The sequence below is a fragment of the Rhizobium sp. R634 genome (genome assembly GCF_002211305.1).
In the GTDB taxonomy this organism is placed as follows: domain Bacteria; phylum Pseudomonadota; class Alphaproteobacteria; order Rhizobiales; family Rhizobiaceae; genus Rhizobium.
This window is the reverse complement of sequence record NZ_LOKW01000009.1, coordinates 1-13,834: the sequence shown is the minus strand read 5'-3', so window position 1 is coordinate 13,834 and position 13,834 is coordinate 1. Positions and strand designations below refer to the sequence as shown.

General features: G+C 60.6%; 11 protein-coding genes and 1 pseudogene. 8 read left to right on the top strand and 4 right to left on the bottom strand.

Annotated features, from left to right (window positions below):
- Positions 1 to 13 precede the first annotated feature (13 nt).
- The 3 genes from ATY77_RS12455 to ATY77_RS12445 all read right to left on the bottom strand — a co-directional run bounded on the left by ATY77_RS12455 (position 14) and on the right by ATY77_RS12445 (position 2,772).
- The gene (locus tag ATY77_RS12455; RefSeq protein ID WP_088687574.1) at positions 14 to 628 is read right to left on the bottom strand and encodes a hypothetical protein; all 615 of its coding nucleotides are present in this window, start codon (positions 626 to 628) and stop codon (positions 14 to 16) included.
- A 183-nt stretch (positions 629 to 811) separates the two neighbouring features.
- Entirely contained in the window at positions 812 to 1,510 is a 699-nt protein-coding gene (locus ATY77_RS12450; protein ID WP_088687573.1) for a class I SAM-dependent methyltransferase, read from the bottom strand.
- 218 nt (positions 1,511 to 1,728) lie between these two features.
- The gene (locus ATY77_RS12445; RefSeq protein WP_088687572.1) at positions 1,729 to 2,772 is read right to left on the bottom strand and encodes a LacI family transcriptional regulator; all 1,044 of its coding nucleotides are present in this window, start codon (positions 2,770 to 2,772) and stop codon (positions 1,729 to 1,731) included.
- 453 nt (positions 2,773 to 3,225) lie between these two features.
- On the opposite strand from ATY77_RS12445, the gene ATY77_RS12440 reads away from it, so the two are divergent.
- From ATY77_RS12440 to mgrA, 8 genes are all read left to right on the top strand, one after another.
- The gene (locus ATY77_RS12440; protein ID WP_088687571.1) at positions 3,226 to 4,458 is read left to right on the top strand and encodes an ABC transporter substrate-binding protein; all 1,233 of its coding nucleotides are present in this window, start codon (positions 3,226 to 3,228) and stop codon (positions 4,456 to 4,458) included.
- A gap of 150 nt (positions 4,459 to 4,608) precedes the next feature.
- Complete coding sequence (locus tag ATY77_RS12435; RefSeq protein ID WP_088687570.1) at positions 4,609 to 5,514, top strand: sugar ABC transporter permease; 906 nt, start codon at positions 4,609 to 4,611, stop codon at positions 5,512 to 5,514.
- Complete coding sequence (locus ATY77_RS12430; RefSeq protein WP_088673689.1) at positions 5,507 to 6,451, top strand: carbohydrate ABC transporter permease; 945 nt, start codon at positions 5,507 to 5,509, stop codon at positions 6,449 to 6,451. Before ATY77_RS12435 ends, ATY77_RS12430 begins: the two co-directional genes overlap by 8 nt.
- A 4-nt stretch (positions 6,452 to 6,455) precedes the next feature.
- Positions 6,456 to 7,562, top strand: a complete 1,107-nt coding sequence (locus tag ATY77_RS12425) for an ABC transporter ATP-binding protein (RefSeq protein ID WP_088673690.1) — start codon at positions 6,456 to 6,458, stop codon at positions 7,560 to 7,562.
- A 337-nt stretch (positions 7,563 to 7,899) separates the two neighbouring features.
- Positions 7,900 to 10,359, top strand: a complete 2,460-nt coding sequence (locus ATY77_RS12415) for a glycoside hydrolase family 2 protein (protein ID WP_245314325.1) — start codon at positions 7,900 to 7,902, stop codon at positions 10,357 to 10,359.
- Positions 10,360 to 10,397: 38 nt separating this feature from the next.
- Complete coding sequence (locus ATY77_RS12410; protein WP_088687568.1) at positions 10,398 to 11,159, top strand: sugar phosphate isomerase/epimerase; 762 nt, start codon at positions 10,398 to 10,400, stop codon at positions 11,157 to 11,159.
- An 8-nt stretch (positions 11,160 to 11,167) separates the two neighbouring features.
- Complete coding sequence (locus ATY77_RS12405; protein WP_088687567.1) at positions 11,168 to 12,301, top strand: Gfo/Idh/MocA family oxidoreductase; 1,134 nt, start codon at positions 11,168 to 11,170, stop codon at positions 12,299 to 12,301.
- Positions 12,302 to 12,516: 215 nt separating this feature from the next.
- The gene (gene mgrA, locus ATY77_RS12400) at positions 12,517 to 13,548 is read left to right on the top strand and encodes an L-glyceraldehyde 3-phosphate reductase (RefSeq protein WP_088687566.1); all 1,032 of its coding nucleotides are present in this window, start codon (positions 12,517 to 12,519) and stop codon (positions 13,546 to 13,548) included.
- A 186-nt stretch (positions 13,549 to 13,734) separates the two neighbouring features.
- Here mgrA and ATY77_RS33440 read toward each other — a convergent pair.
- A pseudogene (locus ATY77_RS33440) lies at positions 13,735 to 13,834 on the bottom strand (IS110 family transposase); the annotation flags it as partial.

Sequence of the window (13,834 nt, the reverse complement as noted above, 5' to 3'; positions counted from 1 at the left end):
GGAGTGAGTGGGATCAGCCGTCGACCGATATGCCGCGATTGGCGAAGAAGCGGTCGAATACGGCAAGCGGCAGTGTGACATCCGCCTGGCTTGCCGTGTCGTGGCCGGACGGATTGTGGAAGCGGATCGTCTGCGGCGAGGCTGCTGTCACCAGCACCAGATGCCCGCCCTTTGCCGGCGGCTCGCGCTCCGGCCAGCGAATCCCGGGATGCACCGAGGCGATGAAGAAGCGCCGCTTCGACAGGATGTCGGGGAGGGCCGTTGTCTGAACACCGGTCATCGTCTCGGCGCCGAGCGCGAAGCGGTCGCTGACGAAGCGGACGAAAGGCGCATAGATCAGCCCCTTGATCGAGGCGTCGACGTCGTTGACGACGTAACCGCCGTAGGCGGTGCAGGCGCGGGCAAGCTCCAGCGTCGGATGGATCTCGCCGCGCGCAGCAAGGATCATCTTCAGGCAGGCCATGCCGCAGACGTTGACGGCCCAGCGCACATATTCCTCGATCGTCGCGGCTCCCGAATGATGCCAGAGCGGATCGCCGAGCAGGGCCTGCGCGCCTTCGGCAACCACCGGCAGCGTCATATCAGGCGTTTCCCACTGACTGAAATACGGCACGCCGCTCTGCTGCATATGATCGAGATCCCCCGTGGCTCCTCTGCGGGATGGCCGCCAATCAAGGCTTTTTCGAGCCGTTGCGCCGTTTTCCGAAGGCGGGAGGAAAATTGACATCGTGGTGATTTGGCCGCGAGGGCGCCTTCGCCATCGGCAACGGAGTGGGCGGTCGGATATTCTGCCGAGAGATGAACGCGCCGCTCAGTGTGAATTCTTCGCGATGATCACAAATTCCGTTTTCCGTCCTCCTCGCTTGTGGCCGGAGATGAGCCGGATAACGAACCCAGTCGACTCGTATAGCCAGTAGAGCGGCGGCATTCGCTTCCGCAGCGCGTCGACATGGGTTGAAATATACTCGCCGACGAAGACGACCTCCATTCCGAGCTGCCGCAAGGTGGCGGCGATTTCCGAGTGGGAGGCATCGACGGAATGTTCGACCGGGAAGGGAGCATAGCCCGGCTTGCCGGCGTTCGGCTGCTTCAGGATGAGACGATAGAACATGATGTGCACCCAGCGGGGCGTCATGGTGGTGACCATGCCCTTGATCGAGGTCGAGATCGGCCCCTTGACCACGACCACGCCTCCCGGAGAGAGCGTATTGGCGGCCTTCGAGAGCGCTGATTTCGGGCTTTCGACATGCTCCAGAACATCCCAGAAGACGCAGGCGTCGAAGACGCGCCCGCCGTAATCGACGGTCTGGGCGTCGCCCAAGATCTTCTCGCTTGCATATCTGTTTTTGTCGAGCTGCTCCTTGGAAATATCCAGAGCAGTATATTCGGCGCCCTCGACATAGACGTAAGTCCTGCTGCCTCCGCCGACCTCAAGAATTTTCGGGTGCGGTTTGGTTAAAAGAGCCGGACCGGCATGGGCTAAAACATCATTCTCCCAAGGTGACGGCATGTTTCTCCTCCAAGAATGTTGCCGCTACACTTGGTAAAATACTCATGAATTACATGTCTATGCAACCGCTAATCATTAATGGTGGGTGATATCGACTGTCGGCTTGATATGGATGCTGTCATTCCCGGAGGGAATTCTGTGCCAAATCAAGACGATGGAGCGTTCCTGGCGTGCCCTTTCGAGCGCGCCTCAGGCTCCGGTGTACGGAAGCAGGGGTCCTACTTCTCGCCCTGCGGCCAGATCGGCTGGCTGATGCTCTGCAGCAGTTCCGGTTCGACGCCGTCGATGCGGGCGATGACGGCCTTGGCCATTTCGCGGCCGGCCTGGCGCACGTCTTCCTGGGCGGTGATGATCTCGGGGCGGATCCAGTTGAGGATCGGCACGGATTGCTTGGAGACCATGTCGAGATCGCGGCCGAGCGCCTTGCCGGCGGCCTCGATGCCGGCATTGACGGCGATCGCCGCGCTGCCGGCCGAACAGACGATCCCGTCGGGGGCGTTGGCCGAACGCATCATCACCTCGATGATGTCGCGGATATCGGCAAGCGGCGCATCGGTGTTGATGCGCAGCGGCACCTCCTCGGCGCCGTAATCATGCAGGCCGGTCTGGAAGCCGATCCGGATATGGGCGTAGTAGGTGAGCTTGCTCGGCGGCTGCAGCAGGGCGATGCGCCGCCGGCCGCGCCTGACGAGCCGCTCCACCGCCTGATGGGCGAAGGCCTCGTTGTCGAAATCGTGGAAGGGATGCGTGAGACCGGCATCGGTGCGCCCATGCGTGGCAAAGGGCATGCCGCGCTCGGTCAGAAGCCGCACGCGCGGATCGTCCGGCTCGATGCGCGAGATGATGACGCCGTCGGCCGAGCCGGTCTCGAGGATATAGCGGACCGGCAGCATCGGGTCCTTGCTGTGGGAGTGCGGCGTGACGACGATATGATAGGGCGTGCCGGACAGCACCTCCGATATGCCGAAGACCATCTGGCTTGAGAAGCCCATGATCTCCTCATCGATGCTGAGGACGAGGGCGATGACGTTGGTTTTGCCGGTGCGCAGGCGCACGCCCGCCCTGTTCGGCTGGTAGCCGAGCTGGCGGGCGACCATGCGCACCCGCTCCTTGGTTTCGGCCCCGATATCCGGCGCATCCTTCAGTGCGCGCGATACCGTCGTTACGCCGAGGCCGGTCATGAAGGCGATCGTCTTCAACGTCGGGCGCTCGCGCGTCACCGCCGTCGATGCCGCTTGTCCGAAATTTCCCTTGTTTTCCATCCCTGTAGGCCGCCTCACGCGAATTTGTCTCGCTTATAGAGGCTTTTTCAGGCGCCGTAAGCCCGCCGCCTGCCAAAATCGCGCCTCCCTGAGGAATGCAATCTGTAACGATACAGTAGAAATGTCGAGCGCTTTTTCTTGTGTGCGTCGCAATATCATTCGCATAGGTTGAATCGATGATTTGCTCGCGATTTTTCCGCATCTGCGAAAGGGGCGATGCGAGAGCTGAGGTTATAGATTTAAATTATAGCTTGATTTTCAACTATATAAATAGGCAGCGCATATGCGAAAAAGCCGAAGGATCTTCCGATTTAAAGAGTGTAGGGAGGTGATTTGGAACAGTCAGAAGTGGCAATCCGGATCTTTAAGGAAAAATTTATAGGCGGGCAGTTGCGTGGGGAAATCGATTGATCTAAGTTTTTCCGGCAACGTTTCAGTGAGGGAGGAGAACTCATGAAAATTCGTATGATGGCGGCACTGCTTGCCGCTTCGGCCGCGCTTCCGATCAGCGCAAGCGCCACCGATCTCGAAGTCACGCATTGGTGGACATCAGGCGGTGAGTCCGCGGCCGTCGCCGAGCTGGCCAAGGCCTTCGACGCAACCGGCAACCACTGGGTCGACGGCGCTATCGCCGGTTCCGGCGGTACGGCCCGTCCGATCATGATCAGCCGCATCACCGGCGGCGATCCGATGGGCGCCACACAGTTCAACCATGGCCGCCAGGCCGAGGAACTCGTTCAGGCCGGCCTGATGCGCGATCTGACCGACGTCGCCACCGCCGAGAAGTGGAAGGACATCATTCGTCCGTCGAGCCTGCTCGACTCCTGCACCATCGACGGCAAGATCTATTGCGCTCCCGTCAACATCCACTCCTGGCAGTGGCTGTGGCTTTCGAACGCCGCCTTCAAGAAGGCCGGCGTCGAAGTGCCGAAGAACTGGGATGAGTTCGTTGCCGCCGCTCCGGCTCTGGAAAAGGCCGGCATCCTTCCGCTCGCCGTCGGCGGTCAGCCGTGGCAGGCCGCAGGCGCCTTCGACGTTCTGATGGTCGCGATCGCCGGCAAGGATACGTTCAACAAGGTCTTCAAGGACAAGGACGCGGAAGCCGCGGCCGGGCCCGAGATCGCCAAGGTCTTCAAGGCTGCCGACGATGCGCGCCGCATGTCCAAGGGCACCAACGTCCAGGATTGGAACCAGGCGACCAACCTCGTCATCACAGGCAAGGCCGGCGGCCAGATCATGGGTGACTGGGCGCAGGGCGAATTCGCGCTCGCCGGTCAGAAGGCCGGCACTGACTATACCTGCCTGCCGGGCCTCGGCGTGAACGAGATCATCTCGACCGGCGGCGACGCCTTCTACTTCCCGCTCCTGAAGGACGAGGAAAAGTCCAAGGCACAAGCCGTGCTCGCCAAGACCCTGCTCGACCCAAAGACCCAGGTTGCCTTCAATCTGAAGAAGGGTTCGCTGCCGGTGCGCGCCGACGTCGATCTCGCCGCCGCAAACGACTGCATGAAGAAGGGTCTCGATATCCTGGCGAAGGGCAATGTGATCGAAGGCACCGACCAGCTGCTTTCGGCCGACAGCCAGAAGCAGAAGGAAGACCTCTTCTCCGAATTCTTCGCCAATCCGTCGATGACGCCGGAAGACGCCCAGAAGCGTTTCGCCGAAATCATCTCTTCGGCTGACTGATCAGCGAATTTGCTGCCCTTGCGATCCGGCTCTTTCGGGAGCCGGATCGTCCCGGATGGTTATGGTCTTGCCGGCGCGTCCGGCAGGTTGCGGGGCAGGGGACGAAAGACGGCCGTCATGGGCCGCAGCTGCAAGTTGAGGAGAGTGTTCATGACGGGTCAAGCGCAAGCAGGCCGGCCAAACAAGCTACTGCGCAATCTGAATGCCAAGATTGCGTCCATTCCGATGATCCTGACAGCGCTGGTGATTTTTGTCGGCGGCACGGTCTGGACGGTGTTCTATTCCTTCACCAATTCGAAGCTCCTTCCCCGGCTGAGCTTTGTCGGTTTCGACCAGTATGAGCGCCTCTGGGCGGCACCCCGCTGGGTGACGGCCATCGAGAACCTCGCGCTTTACGGTATTCTCTCGCTGATCTTCAGCCTGGTGATCGGCTTTCTACTTGCCGCCCTCATGGACCAGAAGATCCGGTTCGAGAATACTTTCCGCACCATTTTTCTCTACCCCTTTGCGCTGTCCTTCATCGTGACGGGCCTTGTCTGGCAATGGGTTCTCAATCCTGATTTCGGCGTTCAGTCTGTGGTGCGTTCGTTCGGCTGGACGAGCTTCACGTTCAACCCGCTCTACACGCCTGAAATCGTCATCTACGGCATTCTGATCGCCGCACTCTGGCAGGGGACGGGCCTTGTCATGTGCTTGATGCTCGCTGGTCTGCGCGGCATCGACGAGGATATCTGGAAAGCGGCGCGCGTCGACGGAATACCGATGTGGAGGACCTATCTCTTCATCGTGATACCGATGATGCGGCCGGTCTTCATCACGACGATCGTCATCATCGCCTCCGGCATCGTCAAGGTCTACGATCTTGTCGTGGCGCAGACGTCGGGCGGTCCCGGCATCTCGTCGGAAGTCCCGGCCAAGTACGTCTACGACTACATGTTCCAGGCGCAGAACCTGGGGCAGGGTTTCGCCGCATCGACGATGATGCTGGTCACGGTCGCGATCATCATCGTTCCGTGGGCCTATCTGGAATTCGGAGGAGGGCGCAAGCGTGGCTAATATCGGAACCCTCAATAGCACAGCAGCCGGCATCGACGCCGTTGCCCCGAGACTTGGCGAAGGCCCGAGCGGCCCGAAGCCGCGCCCAAGGCTGTCTACGCGCAATATCGTCCTCTACGGCACGCTCACGGTTGCAGCGCTTTATTACCTGCTGCCCCTCTATGTGATGGTCGTCACCTCGCTGAAGGGCATGCCGGAAATCCGCCTCGGCAATATCTTTTCGCCGCCGATGGAAATCACCTTCCAGCCCTGGGTAAAGGCCTGGGCGGAGGCCTGCACGGGCTTGAACTGCGACGGCCTGTCACGCGGCTTCTGGAACTCGGTGCGCATCACGGTGCCGTCGGTCATCATCTCGATCGCGATCGCCTCGGTGAATGGTTATGCGTTGGCGAACTGGCGCTTCAAGGGATCCGAGCTCTTCTTCTCGATCCTGATCATCGGCGCCTTCATTCCCTATCAGGTGATGATCTATCCGATCGTTATTATCCTGCGCGAAATCGGCATTTACGGAACCCTGACGGGCCTCGTCATCGTCCATTCGATCTTCGGCATGCCGATCCTGACGCTGCTCTTCCGCAACTATTTCGTTTCTCTGCCGGAGGAGCTGTTCAAAGCTGCACGTGTGGATGGGGCGGGCTTCTGGCAGATCTTCCTGAAGATCATGCTGCCCATGTCGCTGCCGATCTTCGTCGTGGCGATGATCCTGCAGGTGACCGGCATTTGGAACGACTTCCTGTTCGGCGTCGTCTTCACCCGGCCGGACACCTATCCGATGACCGTGCAGCTCAACAACATCGTCAACTCAGTCCAGGGCGTGAAGGAATACAACGTCAATATGGCAGCAACGATCCTGACCGGCCTGGTGCCGCTCGTCGTCTATTTCGTCTCCGGGCGGCTTTTCGTTCGCGGCATCGCCGCAGGCGCAGTGAAGGGGTGATCACATGAACATGAATTCAACTGTCTCCAATTCGAGCGTCTCCATCAAGGATCTGTCGCTGAATTTCGGCGCCGTCAGCGTGCTCAAGGATCTCAACCTCGAAATCAATGACGGCGAATTCCTGGTGCTGCTCGGCTCGTCCGGCTGCGGCAAGTCGACCTTGCTGAACTGCATCGCCGGCCTGCTCGACGCTTCGGAAGGGCAGATCTTCATCAAGGGCAAGAACGTCACCTGGGAAGAACCGAAGGACCGCGGCATCGGCATGGTCTTCCAGTCCTACGCGCTCTACCCACAGATGACCGTCGAGAAGAACCTCTCCTTCGGCCTGCGCGTCGCCAAGGTGCCGCAGGCCGAGATCGACAAACGCGTGGCGCGCGCCGCCGAAATCCTGCAGATCCAGCCGCTCCTGAAGCGCAAGCCCGCCGAGCTTTCCGGCGGCCAGCGTCAGCGTGTGGCGATCGGTCGGGCGCTGGTTCGCGATGTCGATGTCTTCCTGTTCGACGAGCCACTCTCCAACCTCGACGCCAAGCTGCGCTCGGAGCTGCGTGTCGAGATCAAGCGCCTGCACCAGTCGCTTGAGAATACGATGATCTACGTCACGCACGACCAGATCGAGGCGCTGACGCTTGCCGACCGCATTGCCATCATGAAGAGCGGCATCATTCAGCAGCTCGACGATCCGACGACGATCTACAACCGGCCGCGCAATCTCTTCGTCGCTGGCTTCATCGGCTCGCCGTCGATGAACTTCCTGCGCGGCGAGCTGGTCAAGTCAGGGGACGGCATCGCCTTCGTGGCGAACGGGGTAACGTTCTCGCTCGCCGGCTACGAGGCCAACGAACCACTGCAGCCCGGCCGCAAGGTGGTGCTCGGTGTTCGCCCCGAGCACATCAAGGTCAACGAGAATACCGGCGGCGAGGAACATGACGCCACCGTCGATATCGAGGAGCCGATGGGCGCGGACAATCTTCTGTGGCTGAAACATGCCGGCCACACGATGTCGGTCCGCGTCAACGGCGCCCGCCGCTTCAATGTCGGAGCCAAAGTGAAGCTGAGTTTCGATATGGCGCTGGCTTCGGTGTTCGATGCGGAGAGCGAGCTGCGGCTCTAGACGGTTCTGCGGGCGGGGCCGGATGGCGCCGCCTGCTGCTGCAAGGCTATGAGTATGAATTCGGCGGATATTCCACTCTCCCTCATTCCTGTGCTTGTCACAGGAATCCAGCGCGCCCAAGTCCTTGGGCGCGGGAGACTCTCTTGTTTGGATAAGATTCATTCACCGCGCAGACGCGCGGTGGCTGGATTCCTGTGACAAGCACAGGAATGAGGGAGGAAAGGTTGAGCGTCTCTCGTGAGCAATAAGAGCGCGAGACTAATCAAGCCTCCCGAACGACAACGTGGCGGATAGCGACCATGTGCCGTCTTTTAAAATGCAAATCGGAAATGAAATCGTGACCCAACAACAGCCCCCCTCCAGCATCGACCTTTCCGGATCGTGGCAGCTTAACTCCGTCGACGGTGAAATCCGGACATCAATCGTGCTGCCAGGCGACGTGCACACCGCGCTTCACCGGGCCGGTCTGATCCCCGATCCCTATTTCGGCCGCAACGAGGAGAAGGTGCAGTGGGTCGCGCAGCGTGAATGGGCGGTCGAGCGCAGCTTTACGCTGCAGGAGGCCGAGGGTGATTGGTATCTCGATGTCGATTATCTCGACACCGTCGCCAGCATTTACGTTAACGGGTTCCTGGCGCTCGAAGCCGATAACAGCTTCCGCCGCTACCGGCCTGATGTTTCGAGCATGCTGAAATCGGGTGACAACGTCATCCGCATCGTCTTCGCCTCCAACCCCGGTGTCGGCGCCGAGCGGCAGAAGCAGCAGCCCTTCTACATTCCCTACAGCACCGGCAATTCGCCGATCCCCGACGGCAACATGCTGCGCAAGCCGCAATGCCATTTCGGCTGGGACTGGAATATCGCCATTGCTCCATTCGGCCTCTACGGCACGATCGCGCTGAAGAAGCTCGAGACGGCGCGCATCGAACATGTGGTCACCCGCCAGACGCATAACAGTGACGGCTCCGTCGATCTGACGGTGACGGCGAGCCTCTACGCCAAGCAGACCGGCGTCGCCCAGGTCTATTTCGATCTCGACGGCGAGCGCGTGCGCCTCGATGTCGGGGTCAAGGGCGAGACTGATGTCAACTATCTCTTCCATATCGACACGCCGCGCCTGTGGTGGCCGTCCGGCAGCGGCGAGCAGGCGCTTTATACGCTTTCCGTCGAGCTGTCCGACGAAGTGGTGACGAAGCAGATCGGCCTTCGCACCATCGAGCTGATCACCACGCCTGATGCTTCAGGCGCCCGTTTCGCCTTCAAGGTCAACGACCGCGAGATCTTCTGCCGCGGCGCCAACTGGATCCCCGCCGACGCGCTCTATTCGCTGTCTTCGCCCGAGAAGACGGAAGATCTGCTGCAATCGGCGAAAGCCGCCAATATGAACATGATCCGCGTCTGGGGCGGCGGCTTCTACGAGCAGGATCATTTCTACGACATCTGCGACCGGCTGGGCCTGATGGTCTGGCAGGACTTCATGTTCGCCTGCAACCTCTATCCCTCGACCGAAGACTTTCTCGAGAATGTGGCGATCGAAGTCGATTACCAGGTGCGCCGGCTCTCTTCGCATCCCTCGATCGCGCTCTGGTGCGGCGACAACGAGCTTGTCGGTGCGCTGACCTGGTTCGAGGAATCCAGGAAGGATCGCGACCGCTATCTCGTCTCTTACGACCGGCTGAACCGGACGATCGAGCAGGCGGTGAAGAAGGCATTGCCCGGCGCGCTCTGGTGGCCGTCGAGCCCGGCTTCCGGCTATCTCGATTTCGGCGATGCCTGGCATGCCGATGGCTCCGGCGACATGCATTACTGGTCGGTCTGGCACGAGAACAAGTCGTTCGACAATTACCGCTCGGTGCGTCCGCGCTTCTGCTCGGAATTCGGCTTCCAGTCCTATACCTCGCTGCCTGTCATCAAGACCTATGCCGAGCAGAAGGATATGAATATCGCTTCTCCTGTCATGGAGCTGCACCAGAAGAATGCCGGCGGCAACGAGCGCATCGCCGGCACGATGTTCCGCTATTTCCGCTTCCCGAAGGACTTTCCGAACTTCGTCTATCTCTCCCAGATCCAGCAGGGCCTGGCGATCAAGACGGCGGTGGAATATTGGCGCTCGCTGAAGCCCCATTGCATGGGCACGATCTACTGGCAGCTCAACGACACCTGGCCTGTCGCTTCCTGGTCGAGCCTGGATTACGGCGGGCGCTGGAAGGCGATGCATTATCTCGTCAAGCGCTTCTTCCAGCCGGTGGCGGTCGCCGCCATTCCCTCCGAAGACGGCAAGACGATCCGCTTCTCGCTTGTTAATGACACGCTTGCCGATGTCAGCGTCGATCTTTCGATCTCGCTGCTGACGATGAAGGGCGAGCGGAAGCATCTGAAAGACGTGCAGGCGGTCTGCTCGCCGGATGCGGCGGTGACGGCTGCGACCGTCGACATTTCTGAAATCGGCGAGGGGACGCTGCTTGCCTGGCGTTTCACCGCGTCGAACGGCATGGGCGGTGAGGGGCACCATGTCAATGGCACTTACAAGGCGCTGGAACTGGAGCCGTCAGGGCTTGTTGTCACCCATGAATATGTCGAGGCGAGCGGCGCCGTCGACATCAACGTCACCGCTAGGGGACTTGCTCTCTTCGTGATGATCGAGAGCGAGACGGACGGCAAATATTCCGACAACGCCTTCGATCTTGCGGCCGGCGAAAGTCGCCGCATCACCTTCACCCCGGCACATCAGCTCGAACGCGACAAGCTGCCGGATTTCCGGTTCTACGACCTGCATTCCTGCCAATCGGCGGATTGATCTTCCCAAGCATGGGCACGAGGCCCAAGGAGAACATGATGACGAAACTCAGCTACCAGCTCTACAGTGCGCGTAATTTCCAGCCCTATTCGGCGATTTTCGAGAAGCTCGGCAAGGCGGGCTATGCCGAAGTCGAGGGCTTCGGCGGCATTTATGCCGATCTCGACGATGCCGGCCTGAAGAGCCTTCGCGCCGAGCTCGACAAGAACGGTCTGGTCATGGCGAGCGGCCACTTCAGCCCCGATTTCCTGGAGAAGGAAGTCCAGAAGTCGCTCAATATCGCCAAGATCCTCGGCATGGACTCGATCTATGCGCCGCATCTGGCGGCTGAACAGCGCCCCTCCGACGCTGCCGGCTGGACCGCCTTCGGCAAGCGGCTGCAGGAGATGAGCAAGCCTTACAAGGAGACGGGCTACGAGTTCGGCTGGCACAATCATGATTTCGAGTTCGTCAAGCTGGCCGACGGCTCTCTGCCGATCGAGCGCATTTTCGAAGGCGCGCCTGACATTTCCTGGGAAGCCGATATCGCCTGGGTCATCCGCGGCGACGCCGATCCCTTCGCCTGGGTCGAGAAGCTAGGCTCGCGCATCACTTCGGTTCACGTCAAGGATATCGCGCCGGCAGGCGAAGCGAAGGACGAGGACGGCTGGGCCGATGTCGGCCATGGCAAGGTCGAGTGGGCCAAGCTGATTGCGGCGCTTCGCGGCACCAAGGCCAAGCACTTCGTCGTCGAACATGACAACCCGAAAGACATCGACCGCAACATCAGCCGTTCGATCGCATCCTTCAAGACTTATTGAGGCACATCATGACCAGGGAACTTGGCGTCGGCATCATCGGATGCGGCAACATCTCCACCACCTATTTCTCGCTCGCACCGCTCTTCAAGGGGCTGAAGGTGCTGGCCTGCGCCGATATCAACGTGCAGGCCGCAGAGGCCCGCGCCAAGGAATATGGCGTGAAGGCACAGACGATCGACGCGCTTCTCGCCAATGACGAGATCGACGTCGTCGTCAACCTGACCATTCCGGATGCGCATTTTCCGGTATCGAAGGCGATCCTCGAAGCCGGAAAACATGTCTATTCGGAAAAGCCGCTGGTGCTTACGCTGGAGCAGGGCGAAGAGCTTCGCCGCATCGCCAAGGCGAAAAACCTCGCCGTCGGCTGCGCGCCGGACACCTTCCTCGGCGGCGCCCATCAGCTCGCCCGCAAGTTCATCGATGATGGCGGCATCGGCCGGGTCACCTCCGGCGCCTGCTATGTCATGAGCCCCGGCATGGAGATGTGGCATCCGAACCCGGATTTCTTCTTCCTGCCGGGAGGCGGCCCGATCCTTGATCTCGGCCCGTACTACATCGCCAACCTGATCAACCTGATCGGCCCGGTCAAACGCGTCGGTGCCATGACCTCGATGGCATCGCCGACCCGCACCATCACCAGTGAGCCGCGCAACGGCGAGATCATCCCGGTCAAAACGCCGACGACGATCCAGGCGCTGCTCGAATTCGTAAACGGCGCTACGGTGACGCTGTCGGCAAGCTGGGACGTGTGGTCGCATCGTCATGCCAATATGGAACTCTACGGCACCGACGGCTCGCTCTACGTGCCGGATCCGAACTTCTTCGGCGGCACCGTCGAGGCAAGCGGCCGCGACAAGGACATCAAGCCGCTGGAAGAATGGGACCATCCCTTCGGCAAGATCAACCAGGAAAGCCCGAGCGGCTCGCGCGCCAACTACCGCACTGCCGGCCTTGCCGACATGGCGATGGCGCTGATCGAAGGCCGTGACGCGCGCTGCTCGCTCGACCGCACGCTGCACGGTGTCGACGTGATGACCTCGATCCTGAAGTCGGGCGAGGAGGGTCGGTTCATCGATCTCACCACGACCTGCACCCAGCCGGCGGCACTCGGCATCGAAGAGGCGCAGGCGCTGTTGAAGTAAAGTGAGGGCGCGCGTCGGTGCGCTTTTGCCCGGCGCGCGCTCCCACGCTTCCGTCATCCTCGGGCTTGTCCCGAGGATCTGCCGCGCTGTCAGTAGATCCTCGGGACAAGCCCGAGGATGACGACGTTGGAAGGTGGAGATGTTTTTAGCTTTCGGCCGCCGCTCAGGACGGATACGAAAGGGAAGCAATTTAGACAGGTTCAGGAGACCTCCATATGAGCTGGCAACCGGCCGCAGACCGTTATTCGAAGATGAAATATAACCGCGTCGGGCGTTCGGGCCTGAAGCTGCCGGCGGTTTCCCTCGGCCTCTGGCACAATTTCGGCGGCGACACGCCGCATGAGCGCAAGATCGACATGTGCCGCACGGCCTTCGATCTCGGCATCACGCATTTCGACCTCGCCAACAATTACGGCCCGCCTCCCGGCAGCGCCGAGACCGCTTTCGGCGAAATCCTGCGGACCGAATTTTCCGGGCTTCGCGACGAACTGATCATCTCTTCGAAAGCCGGCTACGACATGTGGCCGGGTCCCTATGGCGAATGGGGCAGCCGCAAGTATCTGATCGCCTCTTGCGACCAGAGCCTGAAGCGGATGGGTCTCGACTATGTCGATATCTTTTATTCGCATCGTTTCGACCCGGACACGCCGCTCGAGGAAACCTGCGGGGCGCTCGACCATATCGTCCGCTCCGGCCGGGCGCTTTATGTCGGCATCTCCTCCTATAATTCGCAGCGCACCCGCGAAGCCGCCGCGATCCTGAAGAGCCTCGGCACGCCTTGCCTGATCCACCAGCCGAGCTATTCGATGCTCAACCGCTGGGTCGAAGACGACAAGCTGCTCGACGCGCTCGACGAGACCGGCATGGGCTCGATCGTGTTCTCGCCGCTGGCTCAGGGCATGCTGACGACGAAATATCTCGGCGGCATTCCGGCCGATAGCCGCGCCGCCCAGAACCATTTCCTGAAGCGCGACTTCATCCGTCCCTCGATCATCGATAATATCAAAAAGCTGAACGAGATCGCCGAAAGGCGCGGCCAGACGCTGGCGCAGATGGCGATCGCCTGGGTGCTGCGCGGCGGACGCGTGACCTCGGCGCTGATCGGCGCCAGCCGCTCGTCGCAGATCGTCGACTGCGTCAAGGCGCTGGATAATCTTGAATTTTCGGCCGAGGAGCTTGCAGAGATCGACGTCTACGCCCGTGAGGCGGATATCAATCTTTGGGCGAAGTCGGCGGAGCGGGAGTAGGGAAGGCGAGAGAGCGATCCACAGGAGAGTGGAGACTGAGGGTTGCCACCATCTCCCTCATCTCTGTGCTCGTCACAGAGATCCAGCCAGCCCAAGTCCTTGGGCTGGAAAGACTCTTCTCGCCGCGCGGACGCGCGGCGGCTGGATTCCTGTGACGAGCACAGGAATGAGCGACTATCTGGGTTGTCAAGTTGCATATTCGAATTCTCTTCGCGCATCTCGTGCTTTTGCATTGAGAATGACCAGGAGTTTTCGGGCGAGTGCGATGCGGATGACCATTTTGGGC